Below are 17,622 nucleotides of genomic sequence, written 5' to 3'. Positions count from 1 at the left end.
CGACCTAGCATCTAACTGACTGTTATCTAATGGCTTGGCATCTAAAAAAGTCTCACTTAACTGTTCAGCACTTAAATGGGCGCAGCTTAATTGAGTGCCACCTCATTGGGCGTCACTGCTCTCAGTGAACTGTTATCAGTTAACTTTGTTTGCGGCTTTTGTGGTTAAGTTGGTTTTGCTATTTACGGCGGCGCTTTGGTCATTTTGATCCACAATCTCTTGCTCAACAAAAAGTACCGCAATACCTGCGCACATCATCAAGATGCCACCTGTGATCAGCGCATAAATAGGTTGACCATCGAACAGACCATTGAGCACTAAACCCAGCACACTGGCGGCAAGAAGCTGCGGGATCACAATGAAAAAGTTAAAAATCCCCATATAAACGCCCATTTTTTGCGGGGGTAACATACCCGACAACATAGCGTAGGGCACAGATAATATTGACGCCCACGCGATACCGACACCTATCATAGGCAGCCATAACAGGCTTGGGTCTTTAATAAAGAAGAAGCTAATCAAGCCGATACCGCCACAGAACATATTGACTGTGTGCGTCAGTTTGATACCGATACGCTTAGCCAGCATAGGAATAAAGATCGCGGCAATGGCGGCAAAACCATTGTAGGAGGCGAACAGCACGCCGACCCAATCTGCGCCGTCGTTGTAGGCTTGGGACAACACATCGCTACTGCCAAAATGGTAAGACGTCACGGCTGCTGTGGTGTAAATCCACATGGCAAACAACGCAAACCAAGAGAAAAACTGCACTATCGCCAGTTGATGCATGGCTTTGGGCATATGGAATAAGTCATCGACCACGCTAAATACCATGCCGAGCTTATTGCGTTCAGCGGGTTGTGAATTGCCCAAACGCAGCGCGCAATACAGTTGCAATGGGCCAAAGGCGAAAATCCCTAAGCTTAAGATATACAGTTGCTTATCTAAATCCTGCGCCCAAATAGCGAAGGTGAGCAGGGCACCGAGACCCATCCACACGAAGGACGCAAATTGGTAGTCCTTACGGGTACGAGTGCGAGCTAAGGTTTCATCCTCTGCATCGACTTGTTTTGCGTTAAAGGCGGCTAACTCTTCGGGGGAATATTCTTTTGTCGATACGACAGTCCAAGTGACCGCTAGCAATAATACTGCGCCACCGAAATAGAAGGCATAACGCACTGAGTCGGAAATTTCACCCGCTGGTGCAGTATTCGCGACAGCAAAAAAGTGAGTCAAAATATAGGGTAAGGCCGAAGCGACCACAGCGCCAATACCGATGAAAAAGCTTTGCATGGCATAGCCTTGGGTACGTTGGCTTTTCGGTAAATTGTCACCGACGAAAGCGCGAAACGGCTCCATGGCGATGTTGATCGAGGCATCCATGATCCACAACATGCCCGCGGCAATCCACAGGGTAGGCGAGTGCGGCATGATAAAAATAGCAAGAGTGGTAAAAATCGCGCCAATCAAAAAATAAGGGCGGCGACGGCCAAGGCGTCCCCAGGTTTTATCACTCAAATAACCAATAATAGGTTGAACCAATAAACCCGTCAGCGGCGCGGCAATCCACAGAATGGGGATTTCATCGATTGATGCGCCTAAGGTTTGAAAAATGCGGCTGACGTTAGCATTTTGCAGGGCAAAACCAAATTGAATGCCTAAAAAACCGAAGCACATATTAAAAATTTGCCAGAAATTCAGCTCAGGTTGTTGCTTGAATGAATGCGGCGCCTGAGGCACGACAGCTTGATGGCTATCTTTTTGATTAGCCTTTTGATGATTCGAAGACATTGAACTTCCTTTCTGTTGCCGGCAGTATTTCTGCCTTGAGTGCTTATTGTTTTAATTGTTTTGCCGAGCAATGGATTGGCACTGTACTTTGCTTTTATGTGGATCGCTATTCATCACTGCTAAGAGGCTTGTGTTAAAGGCTTCCTGTAAAAGCCAGCAAGTCCCCGAAACAACCGATAGTTAGATTCAAAGCTTGTTCGCTATGGTTTCGCGCATGCTATGAATGAGTCTGCTCTGTGAAAAAATGGCGAATATACCTCTCCCTCAGAAGTATATTCGCCAATAAATTCATTTCTAAATTGGACCTCAGCCTTAATGAAAAGCGGTCAGTCCAAAAGAGTGGCTCAAAGCCAGTCAGCAGAAAGAACTTAAGCCTGATAGCAATCCTTGTATATCACCCTATCAGAAACGACCTCACAGATTTCAAACCCCACAAGCAGAGGGTGAAACTAGCGGATTTATAGTAGCCTCGGCGTGGATTTGTGCACAACTGCTTACATACGTATTCATCATGGCTTAGTAACCGGAAATAAACATAGGTGTAACGCACTCAGGCTATTTATCAGGAACAACAAGCTTGAAGGTGTGCTCAAATAACTCGCTAATCTTGTTCGAATATTAGGTCATCGGACGTGATGATAAGTCATGGCATTATTCACTAAAAGCAGAGGTGTTGTTATTGCAGATGTTAACCGAGTGATAAACACCGCGGTACAATCACAGATGGCTCAACTATCGCTAATGGCAACATCACTTACGACAGAGTTATCGCTAACGACTAAATTGGACGGCTGACGAGCTTATGCGTTGCGTACTGAGTCACAGGCTTTTAGTGAAAAGGAGTGCCAAGCTGGCGGCGAATAATCATATACAGTGCGATTGGCTCAATTGACTAAAGCGCTTGAGCTAAGCCTGTGAAGTACTCATTAAAAGAACGGGTTTAATGCGCTTATTTCAAACGCTCAGTCAAAGTGCTTGATTTAAGTGTTTAATTAAATTCAGGAAGCAATAAATGTCAAGAACGGATGCCGATGGCTTGACTCGAAAGTCACGCACTCTGCACTATATAGCTTGTCTAAAGTTGGCGGACTGAGCTCTGAACTCATTAGATCGAGATGATCGCCAGATTGAGTATCCCACGTTCGATTATGTATCAATTGTGTTCATTTTTTTCAATTGCTTAAAGGATCCCTATGTTTGTTGTCTCACTAACTTATAAAAAGCCGATTGCCGAAGTGGAGTTACATTTAGCCGCGCATATCGAATATCTTGATCAGTATTATGCCGCAGGGACTTTTGTCGCCTCGGGTCGCAAGGTGCCACGTACCGGCGGTGTCATCCTTGCTAAGGCTGAGAGTCGCGCGGCGCTAGAGGCTATTTTGCAGCAAGATCCTTTCTGCATTGCCGATGTCGCTGAGTTTGAGGTGATAGAGTTTGTGCCAACTAAAACGGCGCCTGGATTAGAGCCATTGATTGAAGTGATTTAATGCTGATCACCTTATCGCTCCGCTGCATCGCCGACAAAAAAGCCATGCTCACCGTTTTCATCAGCAGGTGTTGCCGCTCAAAGGCATGTTTAACATTGAAGTTGATACCTTTAAAGGTAAAGTGACACCTGGCGAATGTGTCGTGGTTAATGCGGGTGAAATACATCATTTTGCCGCTGAACATGAAGCCAGATTTATCTTTGCAGTTCTTGATAATAGGCTGCCATTTAAGATTGCCGTAGCGACTAAAATCGGCAGGTTTGATTTCGAACCTTGAGCGTAACGAGTCTGGCGAGCTAGATTAAGGCGATTAACTCACTGTGACTCGATAAGTGGGATTTGATGGATCAAATTTGGACTGAATTACAACAGGCTCAGGTTTTTAAAACCTTTTCAGATATTGGCGACCCCGCCCATTTCTACCACGCCAATGGTTTTCCATTAGGCGTTTATGCGCCCTTATTGGTCAAGTTGAAGCGAGCGTTCAGTCTTAATGCACTTGAGTTAAGACCGACTTGGCCTGATGCAGGTATGCCGCCTAAGCGCCGAGATTGGCAGCTTTATGCCGATGATTTGATCTTGCATATTGAGCGGCATTGCAGTGCGCCGATTATCGGAATTGGCCATTCAATGGGAGCATCCAGCACCATTCTTGCCGCCAATAAAAGACCTGATTTGTTTAAAGCACTGATACTAATTGAACCTGCAATGGTATCGCGCCCGATCGCTTGGTTTGTTAAGTTAATGTCTAAATCGTTAATGAATCTGACCGCGCCCGCAAAAAACACCTTAAAGAAGCGCGATGTGTGGGAAACCCGGGAGCAATATATCGAATATTGCAAAATGAGTAAGCTATACAAACGCTTTGATGATGAGGCTTTTATCGCCTTAGCCCAATTCGGGATTCATCAAAACAATGATGGCCAATTCACCCTGAAGTTTCCTAAACGATGGGAAGCGCATAATTACACTCAACCGCCGAATGTATTATCGATATTGAAGCAGATAAAGCTTCCCTGCGTCGCTATCCGGGGGAAACCGTCAGTGTTCTTTTCTGAAGCGACCTGGCTGCACTGGCAACAGCTCACGCCGGATACAGTATTTTTAGAAGATAAGCGATATGGGCATCTGCTGCTATTAGAAGATCCATCTGCCTGCTTAAGCCTTATTCATCAAGGGCTCAGTGAACTGAATCGCAAAAGGGTGAAGTGAGTGAATTTGAGATGGACTAAGAATGAAAGGGCACTCAGAAAACGGCTTAATTTATGAGCGCACTGACGCTAGCTAAACGCAAGCACTACAGTTCCAGCTAATGATTATCCAAATGATCAGCATGAGCGGTATCTAACGCTATATTCAACAGTGATATCGAGAGATCTATGCTAAGTTCGTCGCGCCCTCGTTGGAACGGGCCAAAGCCTGCAATTTAGCGCTCTTTTGGTGAATTTATCCGATATTCTGCGACCTAGTTTGCTATTATGCCGTTTTCCTTCTTGAAACCTTACGCAGGTTTCCGCTGCGCGAGTCCCGCTTTTTATGTCTATTCAAACGCTGTTATCGACGGCTCTGGCGAAACGCCATGATTTTTTACAACAAGCAGAACAGGATCAAACCGATTGTTTTCGGGTGTTCCATGGCACAGTCGAAGGCGTGAGTGGCTTGAATATCGACCGTTACGGCGATGCTTGGCTCGTGCAGAGTTTTCATCAGACCTTAACCGACGAAGAGTTAGCCGATGTTAGCGCTATTTTACTGCAACAGACCGATTTGCCGATTGTGTATAACGACCGCTCATTAGGCAATTCCCGCGTATTGAATGCGTTATCACCCGCACTGACAGAGATCGCGAGTTCTGAGCGAGTCATGCAGGAAAATGGCATCAAGTTCAGCACTAAACTGCGCCATGAAGGACAAGATCCGCTGTTATTCCTCGATATGCGCATTGGTCGTGAATATGTACGGGCAAACAGCCAAGATAAAACCGTGCTGAATTTGTTTTCTTACACCTGCGGCATTGGTACAGCGGCAGCCATCGGCGGCGCGACTCGGGTGATGAACGTCGATTTTTCTTCCTTTGCTTTAGCCACGGGTAAAGCGAATGCGGCGTTAAATCAGGTGTCGAATGTATGTGAGTTTGTGCAGAGTGATGCGTTTCCGGTATTGCGCCAATTGGCTGGTTTAAGTGTGGGAGGACGACGCAATCAAAAATTACCGAGCTACCCCAAATTGCCGCAAACCCAGTTTGATCTCGTGTTCCTCGATCCACCGCGTTATGCCAAGAGTGCTTTCGGTATTGTCGATTTGATCAATGATTATCAAGGTTTATTTAAGCCTGCATTAATGGCAACTAAAGTCGGCGGCACTATCGTTTGCTGCAACAATGTGGCGAAAGTTGAGCGCCAAGCATGGTTTGACAGTTTAGTACGCTGCGTTGAAAAACAAGGCCGCACAGTCACAGCGCACACTTGGCTTGATCCCCATGAAGATTTCCCTTCGTTCGATGACAATCATCCACTTAAAATAGTGGCGCTGACCTTAAGTTAACGGCATAGCGATACGAACGGCATAGTGATACCAACAAACAGGGCACTGCATTAGGTGCCCTTTTTATTGTCTATTTATTTGCTGCTATATGGGTTGCAAGTGGAAGGCGATCGCGATGCGGTTCCAGCCATTAATGGCAATGATTAAGCTGGTGAGGTCGACAATTTCTTTCTCGGAATAATGCTCTGCAAGCGCCGCATACTGACTGTCATGCACGGGTGCAGTAGCAACTTGGGTTAAGATTTCTGTCCAGAGCAGCGCTGCACGTTCCCGTTCATTAAAGATTCCATCGACCTCATGCCAAGCGGCAAGTAAATCTAAACGCAGCTGTTCTTCACCGTCACTTCTGGCTTCCTCGGCGTGCCTTCGCTGACAAAACGCGCAGCCATTGAGTTGCGATGCTCTGAGCTTGACTAAATGCACCAGTAATGGCGCAAAGTGGGAGTCGCCGGCTGCTTTGTCTAAGCTTAACAGTGCGTTGGCGAGTGCGGGTTGTAGCTGATAAATTTGCTGGCGTGGTATACGTTCTGACATAAAAGCCTCCTATAAGCTGAGGCTTCAATCTAAGCGGTTAGCGCGACGTAGGATTGGAGATTTGCGACATTTTACGCTTTTTGTATTGTCCTGGCGTTTGCTGTGTCACCCGCACAAAGTGTTGATGTAGATGGGCTTGATCGTAAAATCCGCAATCGAATGCAACTTGCACTAGGCTGAGGTTAGGTGATTGGCTGAGTAGATTGCGGGCGACTTTGACTCTGTTTAACTGTAGTAACTGCGCTGGCGACAATCCGGTTACTTGTTTAAATCTTCGTTCAAACTGACGACGACTTAAGGGCAATTGGCTATAGAAATCCTCTAAACTGGCTTGGGTTTGAATAAGCTTTGGTAAACTCGCCTGCACTAAGCCAATCATAGCGCTTTTATGTCGAGATAAGGCCGCATCAAATTGCCGCTGGTTGAGTTGCAATAGCCAATGCTCAAGTAATGCGATGCGTCGGGCTGGTTGATTCGTTTGCGCCAGTTGCGATAACAGTTGATCCAATCCTGTTAGCTGCAATTGCGTCGCATCAATAGCCATCACTGATGTGGCAGACTGAATATCTTGCAGTTCAATTCCGAGTAAATGAAACGCGCCGCCGGGGTGAAAGCGAACTGTCAGCAGCTCGATTCCTGGCAAAAAGGCGTGGCAATGTCGGCTCTGACCACAATGAAACAACACTTGAGGTTCTTCGCCGCTGAGCGTTTGAGTTAGTGTTTGTGTTTGTGTTTGTGTTGGGAAATAGAAATGTAGGCTAGTGCCGCCGTCCGGATAAAATGTCTGCTCAATGCCCTGCGGTAAATCGGTCGCTACGCGCAAATGAAAGTAGCGCTGCACCCAAGGGCGAAGTGGCGCTAAGGGGTGAAAATGCGTAAAGCCTAAGTGTGCGAGTTCGGTCTCAAAACGCTTAAAGCTGCGCATTTCTAATAAATTTGCCTTATATCGCACGCTGAGCACCATAAGCAAGTAAAGGAAGGTCAGATTAATCTAACTGAGCTGAAGCATTTTTGCACCTGTGTTGATTGTACGCATTCGCCTTGGGCTGGATTGAACAGTCTGTGGTGTTGGCTAGTTTGCGAGGGGATTTAAAGCCTGTGTATTCGGTTCATACCGATTTTTCGGCCTATTAGGCACCAACTGAATCTACGCTAACATCAGCTAAGACGCTTCGAGGAGGATTAACTTTTATGTTTTGTATTGGGGTAAACAGGTGCTATCTGGCAATAAAAAGTCACCAAGGACAAGGTACATCCTTGGTGACTTTCTGTTTTTTACTCTGTATTTTCACACTCGCTTAAGCAATTAAGTTAGCGCGCTGAACTGAACACGATGAAATCTAAAGTGCTTTAAAGCGTATTGCCGTACCGCCACTGCTGGCAAGTACGAGGTTGAGGCTATCTTTAGCGCTTACTTCTTTAGTCTCAATCACATAATCATAGGGATTGGTTTTCCAATCGGCGTTTGCGCCATCGCGGTAAATCTGCGCTTGATAACGTTTATTCGGGGAGAGGAAATCCAGTTTGACCGTGACCTTGCGCGCAGTTTCATCGGTGAGTGCACCTAAATACCAATCACCTTGATCCTTCGCTTGGCGGGCAAAGACCACATAGTCGCCGACTTCACCGGCAAGCGCGACACTCTGATACCAATCTGTGGGCACATCGCGGATAAATTGGAAGGCATCTAAGTGCTTTTCATAATTGCGCGGCAGATCCGCTGCCATTTGGATTGGGCTATAGAGCACAACGTACAAGGCGAGCTGTTTAGTCAAGGTGGTTTGCACACGGTTTTGTGCATCCAACCCCTTAGGTGCTAAGTCAAAAATCCCCGGGGTAAAGTCCATTGGGCCAGCGAGCATACGGGTGAACGGTAACATGGCCGTATGTTCAGGGCTATTTGGTGGGCTACCCCAGGCATTGTACTCTTGGCCGCGGGCACCTTCACGGGCGATCCAGTTTGGATAGGTTCGGCGCAGACCCGTGTCTTTGATTGGCTCGTGACTATTGATGCTGATATGGTGTTTCGCAGCTTCTGTGACGCTGTGCAGATACTCGCCCACCATGAACTGGCCGTCGTGCCACTCGTGACGGGTAATGCCTTTGTCATCGATACGCTTGATTCGGCCACCATCGGCGACATAGCCCGTCTTGACTTGGGTCACACCGTGCTTCTCATACAGGGCAAAGGCATCAGCCATTTGATCGCGATAATGGGTGACTGAACCTGCTGTCTCGTGGTGGCCGATTAAACGCACCCCTTTTTTCGCCCCGTAGGCTGTGATGGCGGGCAGATCAAAATCGGCATAGGCCTTAGTAAAGCTAAATTGATCGCCATTATGGAACCAATCGCCGTCCCAACCTTCATTCCAACCTTCTACCAATACACCATCAAACTGATATTTAGCGGCGAAATCCATGTAGCGTTCGGTTTCGCTGGTGGTGGCGCCGTGGGTTGGGCCCGAACCCCAAGTATTTTCATTTAAGTGCATTCCCCACCAAATACCGACGTATTTTCCCGGTTTTACCCAAGTAACATCGCCGAGTTTATTGGGTTCATTGAGGTTCAGGATAAGGTGTGAGTTGAGCAACCCAGTCGCGTTGTCGGCAATTTGAATGGTGCGCCATGGCGTATAAAAGCCTACTTGAGTTTTGACGCGAATGCCATCGGACCAAGGCGTGAGATCGGCCTTAAGCTTGCCATCCCGCTGTTGATCTAAGGTCATGGCGGCAAAGTCCACCAAGGCGGCCTCGTGAATACTTAAGTGCGTTCCATCTGCGAGTTTAAAGGTGAAGGGCGTGTGGACTCTATCGACTTCTTTAAGCGCTGTGGTGCGATACAAATATTCGTAGCGATTCCAGCCGCGGGCAGGGATCCACCATGCTGTGGCTTTATCGGCTTGACCGACATTGAACTCGGTTAACTCGTCTGTGATTAAGATCGGCGAATTAGCGGGAAGGGAGGCTTGTTGGGCTAAGTGATAGCGAAAGCCAATACCATCGTCAAAGGCTTTAAACTCGACTTCGAGCTGCACCTTGCCGTTGCTTAATACCGCGGTCAGTTGATTGTGCTGATCGCGGATCCATTCCTGCTCGCCCCAAGGTTGTTGCCACTTGTCATCGGCACTCTTTTTATCGCTACTTTTAATCTGCAATCCTTGACCGAGTTCACCAAGGGATTGAAAAACTAAGCCTAAGCGGCTCGGTTCTATGACTGTCTTGCCGTGAAAATCGATTTTATATTCGGGGCGGCCAGTATCGTCACTCAAGCTGATTTGAATTTGTTGGTTGGGTGAGCTGACGGTAACGGTTTTGGCAAATACGTTGGCACTAAAGAGACTCGTAACCGCAAGGGCGATAACCGTAGGGCTCAATAGCAATTGCGATAGGCTTTGGCGCGCTGAATGCGAGCCGTCAATTAACTGAATAGGGTTGGTCTTGATGAACATTCCTTGATCCTTGTTTTTATAATGAATGTGACTCACAGCATACTAGTGGCGATGGCTTTTTAACCGCAACGGCCTGCATACGTATTCACCACATTAAGGCGTGACGTAACAGAAGTGACGAGAAGTATTGCGAGGGCACGAACAAAAGATGTGGTTTGCTTTTGACTCGGGTAATATGCGCGCTTTCTTTTTGCTTAAAAATGCAATTTAGCGTGGGATTTACAGTGTTAAAAGCCGCAGCAGTAAGGTCAAACCGTGAAAATTAGCCAACGTTTACAACAGATAAACAGCATGATCAGTGGTCATTACGATCATATTTGGGATTGCTGCTGCGATCATGGTTTACTCGGTATGCTGTTGCTAGAAAGGAGCGCTGCCCGCCATGTACACTTTGTCGATTGTGTCCCTTCGCTGATGCAGGCGCTTGAACTGCGTTTGCAGCGTTTCTTCCCCGCTGACATATCAGGCCTAAATCCCAACTTAGCGCCACACTCAGATCCAGACTTAAACCCAGACATAGACCCACACTTAAACCTAGGCATAGACCCAAATTTAAGTTGTCATACTCAGTGGCAAGTGCATTGCCTTGATGTTGCGGCTTTACCGCTCGTGCAAACCAGTGACAAGGATAAACAGTTGATCATCATCGCTGGTGTGGGTGGTGAACTGCTGGTGGACTTAGTGAAGGCAATTCTAGCCCAATACCCACAGCGGCACCTCGAATTTATTTTGTGTCCCGTGCATCATAATTATTATGTCAGGCAATCACTCACTGCCTTAGGGCTAGGGCTTAAGTCAGAACACTTATTGGAAGAGAATCAACGTTTCTACGAAATCCTCCATGTCAGTACAATCGCGGCTCCAAATGGTCTGCTTATCAGTGCTACGGGTTCGTTAATGTGGCAGACGTTAGATGAAACAAGTTTGCCGCGAGCGCAGCGTTATCTGTCGCAGGTGATTGGTCATTACCAACGCATGCCCACGCATAAGCAAACACCAGAGATTATTGATGCCTATCAGCAGCAATTGGCCCAGCTCTTAAGTGAGCATAGTGAGTTTGAATGCTCTTGAGCATTTTTCCGCTTGGACATTACGATGGGCACCAAAGATGAGCAACTACGATGAGAATCAGGCGAAATAAAGGATACATCGCGATCTCGTTGTTAATATCATGGGTAAAACGATTTTAGCTTAAGCCGTTAATAATTAAGCTTGTAATCGCTAAAATCTATCAATCACTCGGACTGGACTGAGTGTGATTATTGCCTCTGCTACAGTTTTTGATCTGCATTTGGCACATTTTCGTTTATGCTGCGACTCCTTTTCGGCAAATGGCTACGACTATGCGTTTATTGAGAACCACCCAAGATCCAGCGGTTAACCTACAGACGGCACGCGTTTTTTATCGCAGAGCTGCCCGCGCGATTGTGTTATCGGGTGAAGACATTTTGCTGCTGTATACTCAAAAATACCGCGACTACAGCTTACCCGGCGGCGGAATTGACGACGGCGAGAGCCTCGAAGACGGGCTGATCCGTGAGCTACAGGAAGAAACCGGCGCCCTAGACATTCAAGTGTTAGCGCCCTTTGGCCGTTACGAAGAGTTTCGACCTTGGTACCGTGAAGGGGCGAACGTAGTGCACATGGAGTCATTTTGTTATGTGTGCCGTATCGACACCGCACTGGGCGAGCGTGGTTTAGGTGAGACTCGATTAGAAGCCCATGAGATAAAAAATGGCATGCGGCCTGAATGGCTCAATATTCATCAAGCTATCGCCCATAATGAAGATATTCAGCGCAATCATCCCCATAAAGGCCAATCAATAGAGCGTGAAACTTTTCTGCTAAAACAGATAGTGTTGGAATGTTTGTAAGTTTTATCACTTTAAAATCATGTGTTTAATATATGATTTTATTTCACATATAACTGAGTGAGCAGGGTTTGGTTAGCGATTAAACGTCGTTATTTCAACGTGCTCTTTTAAGCTGATACTGCTTCGAGCCTGTTCCTAACATCGCTAGATGTTCAATGTTATTTCTCATTCTTTTGCCGCAGCAAGGAAGGCAATGCAGATTATTTTATTGACCCACGAACGCGAGTTAACCCGCAAAACGAATACTGGCCAACTCGCGTTAGCCGCATTCCCTGAAGAGGTGAAAAGCATCGTCTGGTCGAGAACGGCACCTGATAACGATTTAGTGGCTATGTTGGCATCGCAGCAGGCTAAACTGTTGTTTCCTGCAAGTGATACTGAGCACACTGGGCCCATTGATCATAATGCCTTAGATACGGTTTTAGCTGAGCCAGTGCTCTCGAACGCACAAATGTTGTTAGCGCCTGCGCAATCCACACTCATAGCAGAACAGCGAATGCCGAGCCAAGTGGTGATTTTAGATGCGACCTGGCAGGAGGCACGTAAAATGCTGCGCCAGAGCCCCTATCTGAAAACGGCTGCACGAGTCAGTTTGCCGCCACTTATGCCTGAATCCGCCTTTATATTGCGGCGTAATCAGCAAGAAGGGGGTTTGTGCACCGCAGAATGCATTATTGCGCTTTGGCGCCAGTGTGGCAGAGCAGAACAAGCGACGCTATTAGCGTCGCTATTTACTGAATTGAATAGCCGTACTTGATTGCGATGTTCGAGAGAACGTTTGAGGAAGTGCTTGAATAGATAATTAACGACTTTCAGGTTTGAATCACAGATAAATCACCGTCAGTTAAATTATAGCCAGTTAAATCACCATCAGGTAAATCATAGCCATTTAAATAACAGTCAGATAAATACACAGAAAGTGACTCATGGCACCGCCAAGCACAAACAAATGCCAAATGGCATGGTTAAATGGAATACGTTTCCCGACGTAGAACACCACCCCTAAGGTGTAAAACAAGCCACCTAAGATCAATAGATTAAAACCTAACTCCGACATGGCCGCCGTTAAATCGCCCATCACAGTGACACATAGCCAACCCATGGCGAGATACAAGACTAAGCTTAACTTTTTGAATTTGTGAATAAATAGCGTCTTAAATAGGATCCCACCAATCGCAAGCGACCAAATCGCTGTTAAAATCACTATCGATTGCGTCCCCTGTAGGCTTATCAGCATCAAAGGTGTGTAAGTTCCTGCAATCAAGCAGTAAATTGCGCAGTGATCGGCGATCTTAAGTTTATGTTTCCAGCCTGAATGGCTAACGCTGTGGTATAAGGTCGAGCATAGAAAAAGCACTATGATGCTCGCACCATAAATGGCAACGCCTGTTAGTTGAATTGGCATTAGATGATCTTGCCCTTTGAGTAACATCAGTACCAATGCCACTATGCCTGCGATGATGCCTAAGCCATGGGATACGCTATTAGCGATCTCTTCTTTAATACTATAAGGCCCAGACTTAGCAGGGATGTTAGCTGGGTTTTGTTGTTCGATAACACTTTGACTCGACATGGTAGATACACACTCGCAAACGATAATGACTAAGTCTATCAGTTAGGAAAATAAATCACCACATTTAAGCGTACACTTGTAAGCTTAAATGTGTGGCTGGCTTCTATTGTTTTCACCTTTTATCTTTTTTACGCCGTCTTGCATTCCGGTCAGCATATCGCATTGATGATGTTATCCGCTTCAAGACGTAAGAGTTAGCAAGCATTTTCCCTTCAATTTAGCGCGATTGTGATCTCAATTCCCAGCCTTATTTGTCTCAACTGACAAGTGTCTTACTAAGCATTGGCATAAGCATTGGCATAAGCACTGCGCTTGTAACGTGTTGCATTCGCGTTGAACTTTACCCTGTTTGCCTCCTCTAATCTGCGTTGAACGCTCGCAAGTAAATGCAATCATAGGATAATTCACTTTCAATCTTTATTAACAAAGTGCAATCGCTCCACGTTAAGCGTCATCTAAATCAATTAATACTGCACAAAACCTAAGGATGGATTTTGCCTTTTCAACGTCAACCTAAAGCAATGCCTTTATTTGCAACATGCTCTAACGCGGCTGCGATTGAAGATGATCCCGATAATGTTCCTATTTCGTTAACATCCTCAGAAGGTGAGACTTTTATTGCGTTTGAGCATCACCTCAGTGATCTGGATGATGCTCAAACGCCTGTTTTTACCGCTGATGCGTTCAATAGCGGTGCAAGCCATTTAGTCACTAAACATGGCATCCAAGCCATAGGACAAAGGCAAGCCCAGCAAGACATCCACACCCAAGATCAAGACCAATCAGGTTCAAAATTAACGGCTGAATCATTTGGGGCGATACGGGTTAGTACTCAGGGATTGGGGATGGGATCAGTTTTGCGTGCTCGTCAGCCGTATTTCAAAGGATTAAGTCTGCTATTTTTTGTGCTCTTAGTGCATGCGTGTTTATTTTTACTTATCTGCATTTTGTGGCGCCCACAGTTAAATCCCTTTGGATTAACGGAAACAGAAAGCCGGGGCCCTAAAGTAACGGCGCTCAAAGCTTATTTTATTTATGCTCCCGCAGTAGAGAAGGTTGAAAGCGCTGCGCTAGAAACAGAGAGCAAGGCCGTGGATAAGACTGAGATGACAAGTTCTGTTACGCCTACAACTGTTCCCACGCCTGCAACTCAAGTTAAGCCTCTGCCAATACTTGAAAAGATCATGCCTGAAAAAGTAGAGCAGGGAAAAGTGAAGCCAGATACGGTTAAACCGGACATCACTCAATCGAACCAATCTCAATCAAGTGCCCCAAGTGAAGTACAGCCCGCGGAAGTGACGGCAAAAAAACCAACTAATACGCTTGATACCACAGAAATAAAGCCGCAGCTTGGCGCTAAGAGTTCGCCCGCAGCAGAAGGTGAGAGCACAATAGCGACAAGCTCAAGCATGAGTTTATTCACCCAGCAATATTTTGAACGTCAGCGCGAGCAAGCGCTCGATGATCTCGTCATTGAACAGGCCGATAAGTTCACCCGGAAATCGAATATGAGTGAAATGAGCCCAGAGATGGAGGTGCTATTTGTCCCTAACGCCGATGATTTCGGTGGCACAACGAGTCTAGATTTACCCTTAGACCCAAATCGTATTGTGCGTAAAGGGGATACTTGTTATCGCGTGGTACAAGTCGGCACTCAAGTTAATCCTTACGCCGAAAATTTAGGTTTTCCCATTAACTGCAGTGGCAAAAAAATCAATCAAGCTATTGATGATGCCATTCAATCTCGATTAAACAAAATGATGCTCAAACCCCATAAATAGTGACTTTTTTTATGATTTATTTTCATGCTAATTATAGCTTTTTTAGTTTAATTTTATTTAATCATTTAAAAACAATTAATTATGAATCTTTATTTTGGATTGGTGGTTAAGATTTTTAATTGCTTTTTTCCTTGTTTGTTGCTGCCGCTTCTGTCTATACTGCGCACTCATCTTGTCGGAGTGCCTCTTGGCTGAGACCGTTTATTCGGGATCCGTTGAACCTGATCAGGTTAAAACCTGCGAAGGAAACAAGCGTAATAACACACATTAAATCGCCAAAATAGACGGCTTGAACACCTGTTAACTCAGCAGTGTTTTAAGCCTTAATGTTTAGATTTAATTGTTATTGAGCAGGGTAACTCAATTTTGAAGCCAGTGTTGGCCACAAAAATTGATTGCCATGCCCAGCTATCAACAACTCAATTCTCCAGACAAGCAACTCCATTTTTTAACGTGAGATTGCTTATGTCCAGTTCAAACCCAAACCCAGCTGTAGCTGCCAATGCGATAGAAATCACAGCGCTAGAATCGACAATCCCTAATAAATCGACAGTGGCTAATAAATCGGCTGAGTCTAGTCAATCAATCGTGTCTAAGGCGCCGAGTCGCCGCGAAACCCGCGCGCAGGCCCAAGCCTTTATCGATACGTTAGCGCCACTGCAACATCCTAATTCACAAAAGATTTATCTCGAAGGTTCAAGTGCCGATATTCGCGTTGGCATGCGACACATTCTGCAGACTGACACGCTGGTGGGCGGAACAGATGATGCGCCTATCATGGAGAAAAATCCGCCAATCCGAGTGTACGATTGCGCCGGACCTTATTCCGATCCTGAGGCCGACATCAATGTGCGTCTAGGTCTTGGTAAATTAAGACAAAACTGGATCCTAGCCCGCAACGACACAGAGCAATTACCCTGTGCCACCTCAGATTTTACCCAACAAAGACTCGCCGACGACGGTTTAGACCATCTGCGTTTTGAGGCAGGTTCGAGTGCAATTGTCCGCCCACGCAGAGCGCTGCAGGGTAAACGAGTCAGTCAATTACACTATGCCCGTCAAGGTATTATCACGCCCGAAATGGAATATGTGGCGATCCGCGAGAACATGGCACTTGCCGAAGTACAGGATGAAATCCTCAATCGTAAAGCCAAGGGCGAAGCTTTTGGTGCCTTAGTCGGCGAACCGATTACCGCCGAATTTGTCCGCGCTGAAGTTGCCCGTGGCCGCGCGATTATTCCGCTGAATATTAACCATCCCGAAGCCGAACCTATGATCATAGGGCGTAACTTTCTGGTGAAAGTGAACGCCAATATTGGTAACTCGGCGGTGACCTCTTCCATCGAGGAAGAAGTGGAAAAGCTCGTCTGGTCAACCCGTTGGGGTGCAGATACGGTAATGGATTTATCCACGGGTCGTTATATCCACGAAACCCGCGAGTGGATCATCCGTAACTCGCCAGTGCCCATTGGCACAGTGCCGATTTATCAAGCGCTGGAGAAAGTGAACGGCGTGGCAGAGGATTTAACCTGGGAAGTGTTCCGCGATACCTTGATTGAACAAGCGGAACAAGGTGTTGATTACTTTACCATTCATGCTGGTGTGCTGCTTCGTTACGTGCCGATGACGGCTAAACGCGTTACTGGGATCGTTTCCCGCGGCGGTTCAATTATGGCTAAATGGTGCCTGAGTCACCACAAGGAAAACTTCCTCTACAGCCATTTTCGTGAGATCTGTGAGCTTTGCGTTGCCTACGATGTATCCCTGTCTTTAGGTGATGGTATGCGTCCAGGCTCGATTGCCGACGCTAATGATGCCGCCCAGTTTGCAGAGCTTGAAACCTTAGGTGAGCTAGTCAAAATCGCGTGGGAATACGACGTACAAACCATTATCGAAGGGCCGGGACATATCCCGATGCAGCTCATTAAAGAGAACATGGACAAGCAGTTAGCTCACTGCGATGAAGCGCCGTTTTACACGCTTGGCCCACAAATCACCGATATCGCACCTGGGTATGATCATTTCACCTCCGGCATAGGCGCGGCCATGATTGCTTGGTACGGCTGCGCTATGTTGTGTTATGTCACGCCAAAAGAACACTTAGGATTACCGAATAAACAAGATGTTAAGCAAGGTTTGATTGCTTATAAGATTGCCGCCCACGCCGCCGATGTGGCGAAAGGTCATCCGAGTGCGCAAATTCGTGATAATGCGCTGGCAAAGGCGCGGTTCGAATTCCGCTGGGAAGATCAATATAACTTAGGACTCGATCCTGAAACCGCACGTGCTTATCACGATGAATCTTTACCGCAGGAATCCGCTAAAGTCGCGCATTTTTGCTCTATGTGCGGCCCTAAATTTTGTTCGATGAAAATCACCCAAGATGTGCGCGCCTATTCCGCTGGCTTAGAGGCGGCACAAGCGAAGGCGGAGCAAGTTGAAGCGGATGCCCAAGCCATGCAAGTCACAATCAAGACGCCGCAGGAGTTGGAAGCGGCTATGGCACTAAAATCGGCACAATTTGCCGCTTCGGGCGCCGAGATTTATCACGTGAAAGACAAGCTTGTCGCCGAAGCTGAGGAAGCCTAA

Annotated in this window: 14 protein-coding genes and 1 riboswitch; of the genes, 9 read left to right on the top strand and 5 right to left on the bottom strand. The window is 46.6% G+C overall.

The window, feature by feature from the left end:
- Positions 1–135: 135 nt before the first annotated feature.
- Positions 136–1,791, bottom strand: coding sequence for an MFS transporter (locus tag BM607_RS06335; RefSeq protein WP_071939431.1), 1,656 nt, complete (start codon positions 1,789–1,791; stop codon positions 136–138).
- A 1,193-nt stretch (positions 1,792–2,984) separates the two neighbouring features.
- Here BM607_RS06335 and BM607_RS06325 point away from each other — a divergent pair.
- The 4 genes from BM607_RS06325 (at position 2,985) to BM607_RS06310 (ending at position 5,822) form a co-directional block, all read left to right on the top strand.
- Positions 2,985–3,278: a YciI family protein gene (locus tag BM607_RS06325; protein ID WP_071939433.1), complete on the top strand. Its 294-nt coding sequence runs from the start codon at positions 2,985–2,987 to the stop codon at positions 3,276–3,278.
- A gap of 85 nt (positions 3,279–3,363) precedes the next feature.
- Positions 3,364–3,555: a hypothetical protein gene (locus BM607_RS06320; RefSeq protein ID WP_249269560.1), complete on the top strand. Its 192-nt coding sequence runs from the start codon at positions 3,364–3,366 to the stop codon at positions 3,553–3,555.
- A gap of 65 nt (positions 3,556–3,620) precedes the next feature.
- Positions 3,621–4,490 (top strand): alpha/beta hydrolase, encoded by an 870-nt coding sequence (locus BM607_RS06315; protein ID WP_071939435.1) that lies wholly within the window; start codon positions 3,621–3,623, stop codon positions 4,488–4,490.
- A gap of 324 nt (positions 4,491–4,814) precedes the next feature.
- A complete protein-coding gene (locus tag BM607_RS06310; RefSeq protein WP_071939436.1) occupies positions 4,815–5,822 on the top strand; it encodes a class I SAM-dependent methyltransferase in 1,008 nt (335 codons plus the stop codon).
- Positions 5,823–5,906: 84 nt separating this feature from the next.
- Here BM607_RS06310 and BM607_RS06305 read toward each other — a convergent pair whose 3' ends face one another.
- From BM607_RS06305 to BM607_RS06295, 3 genes are all read right to left on the bottom strand, one after another.
- Positions 5,907–6,356 (bottom strand): carboxymuconolactone decarboxylase family protein, encoded by a 450-nt coding sequence (locus BM607_RS06305; RefSeq protein WP_006086802.1) that lies wholly within the window; start codon positions 6,354–6,356, stop codon positions 5,907–5,909.
- A 37-nt stretch (positions 6,357–6,393) separates the two neighbouring features.
- Entirely contained in the window at positions 6,394–7,320 is a 927-nt protein-coding gene (locus tag BM607_RS06300) for a helix-turn-helix domain-containing protein (RefSeq protein ID WP_071939437.1), read from the bottom strand.
- A 376-nt stretch (positions 7,321–7,696) separates the two neighbouring features.
- Complete coding sequence (locus BM607_RS06295; RefSeq protein ID WP_071939438.1) at positions 7,697–9,805, bottom strand: glycoside hydrolase family 97 protein; 2,109 nt, start codon at positions 9,803–9,805, stop codon at positions 7,697–7,699.
- Between the two features lie 255 nt (positions 9,806–10,060).
- Between BM607_RS06295 and BM607_RS06290 the strand changes: the two genes are divergently transcribed.
- From BM607_RS06290 to BM607_RS06280, 3 genes are all read left to right on the top strand, one after another.
- Complete coding sequence (locus BM607_RS06290; protein WP_071939439.1) at positions 10,061–10,876, top strand: tRNA (adenine(22)-N(1))-methyltransferase TrmK; 816 nt, start codon at positions 10,061–10,063, stop codon at positions 10,874–10,876.
- Positions 10,877–11,148: 272 nt separating this feature from the next.
- Entirely contained in the window at positions 11,149–11,679 is a 531-nt protein-coding gene (locus tag BM607_RS06285) for an NUDIX domain-containing protein (RefSeq protein WP_041408466.1), read from the top strand.
- Between the two features lie 148 nt (positions 11,680–11,827).
- Positions 11,828–12,436, top strand: coding sequence for a tRNA-uridine aminocarboxypropyltransferase (locus BM607_RS06280; protein ID WP_071939440.1), 609 nt, complete (start codon positions 11,828–11,830; stop codon positions 12,434–12,436).
- A 132-nt stretch (positions 12,437–12,568) separates the two neighbouring features.
- Here BM607_RS06280 and BM607_RS06275 read toward each other — a convergent pair whose 3' ends face one another.
- Positions 12,569–13,252, bottom strand: a complete 684-nt coding sequence (locus tag BM607_RS06275) for a hemolysin III family protein (protein WP_011846893.1) — start codon at positions 13,250–13,252, stop codon at positions 12,569–12,571.
- A gap of 494 nt (positions 13,253–13,746) precedes the next feature.
- Here BM607_RS06275 and BM607_RS06270 point away from each other — a divergent pair, with 494 nt between their 5' ends.
- Complete coding sequence (locus tag BM607_RS06270; protein ID WP_071939441.1) at positions 13,747–15,033, top strand: hypothetical protein; 1,287 nt, start codon at positions 13,747–13,749, stop codon at positions 15,031–15,033.
- Positions 15,034–15,199: 166 nt separating this feature from the next.
- Positions 15,200–15,298, top strand: a riboswitch (TPP riboswitch).
- Positions 15,299–15,498: 200 nt separating this feature from the next.
- Positions 15,499–17,622: a phosphomethylpyrimidine synthase ThiC gene (thiC, locus tag BM607_RS06265; RefSeq protein ID WP_071939442.1), complete on the top strand. Its 2,124-nt coding sequence runs from the start codon at positions 15,499–15,501 to the stop codon at positions 17,620–17,622.

This window comes from Shewanella sp. SACH (assembly GCF_001887095.2).
Taxonomy (GTDB): domain Bacteria; phylum Pseudomonadota; class Gammaproteobacteria; order Enterobacterales; family Shewanellaceae; genus Shewanella; species Shewanella baltica.
The sequence above is the reverse complement of the archived record's forward strand: the minus strand, read 5'-3'. Positions and strand labels throughout refer to the sequence as shown.

Excerpts from the sequence above, each read along its gene's own strand:
- BM607_RS06335 (WP_071939431.1), bottom strand. The coding sequence starts at position 1,791 with ATGTCTTCGAATCATCAAAAGGCTAATCAAAAAGATAGCCATCAAGCT.
- BM607_RS06325 (WP_071939433.1), top strand. The coding sequence starts at position 2,985 with ATGTTTGTTGTCTCACTAACTTATAAAAAGCCGATTGCCGAAGTGGAG.
- BM607_RS06320 (WP_249269560.1), top strand. The coding sequence starts at position 3,364 with ATGTTTAACATTGAAGTTGATACCTTTAAAGGTAAAGTGACACCTGGC.
- BM607_RS06315 (WP_071939435.1), top strand. The coding sequence starts at position 3,621 with ATGGATCAAATTTGGACTGAATTACAACAGGCTCAGGTTTTTAAAACC.
- BM607_RS06310 (WP_071939436.1), top strand. The coding sequence starts at position 4,815 with ATGTCTATTCAAACGCTGTTATCGACGGCTCTGGCGAAACGCCATGAT.
- BM607_RS06305 (WP_006086802.1), bottom strand. The coding sequence starts at position 6,356 with ATGTCAGAACGTATACCACGCCAGCAAATTTATCAGCTACAACCCGCA.
- BM607_RS06300 (WP_071939437.1), bottom strand. The coding sequence starts at position 7,320 with ATGGTGCTCAGCGTGCGATATAAGGCAAATTTATTAGAAATGCGCAGC.
- BM607_RS06295 (WP_071939438.1), bottom strand. The coding sequence starts at position 9,805 with ATGTTCATCAAGACCAACCCTATTCAGTTAATTGACGGCTCGCATTCA.
- BM607_RS06285 (WP_041408466.1), top strand. The coding sequence starts at position 11,149 with ATGCGTTTATTGAGAACCACCCAAGATCCAGCGGTTAACCTACAGACG.
- BM607_RS06280 (WP_071939440.1), top strand. The coding sequence starts at position 11,828 with ATGTTCAATGTTATTTCTCATTCTTTTGCCGCAGCAAGGAAGGCAATG.
- BM607_RS06275 (WP_011846893.1), bottom strand. The coding sequence starts at position 13,252 with ATGTCGAGTCAAAGTGTTATCGAACAACAAAACCCAGCTAACATCCCT.
- thiC (WP_071939442.1), top strand. The coding sequence starts at position 15,499 with ATGTCCAGTTCAAACCCAAACCCAGCTGTAGCTGCCAATGCGATAGAA.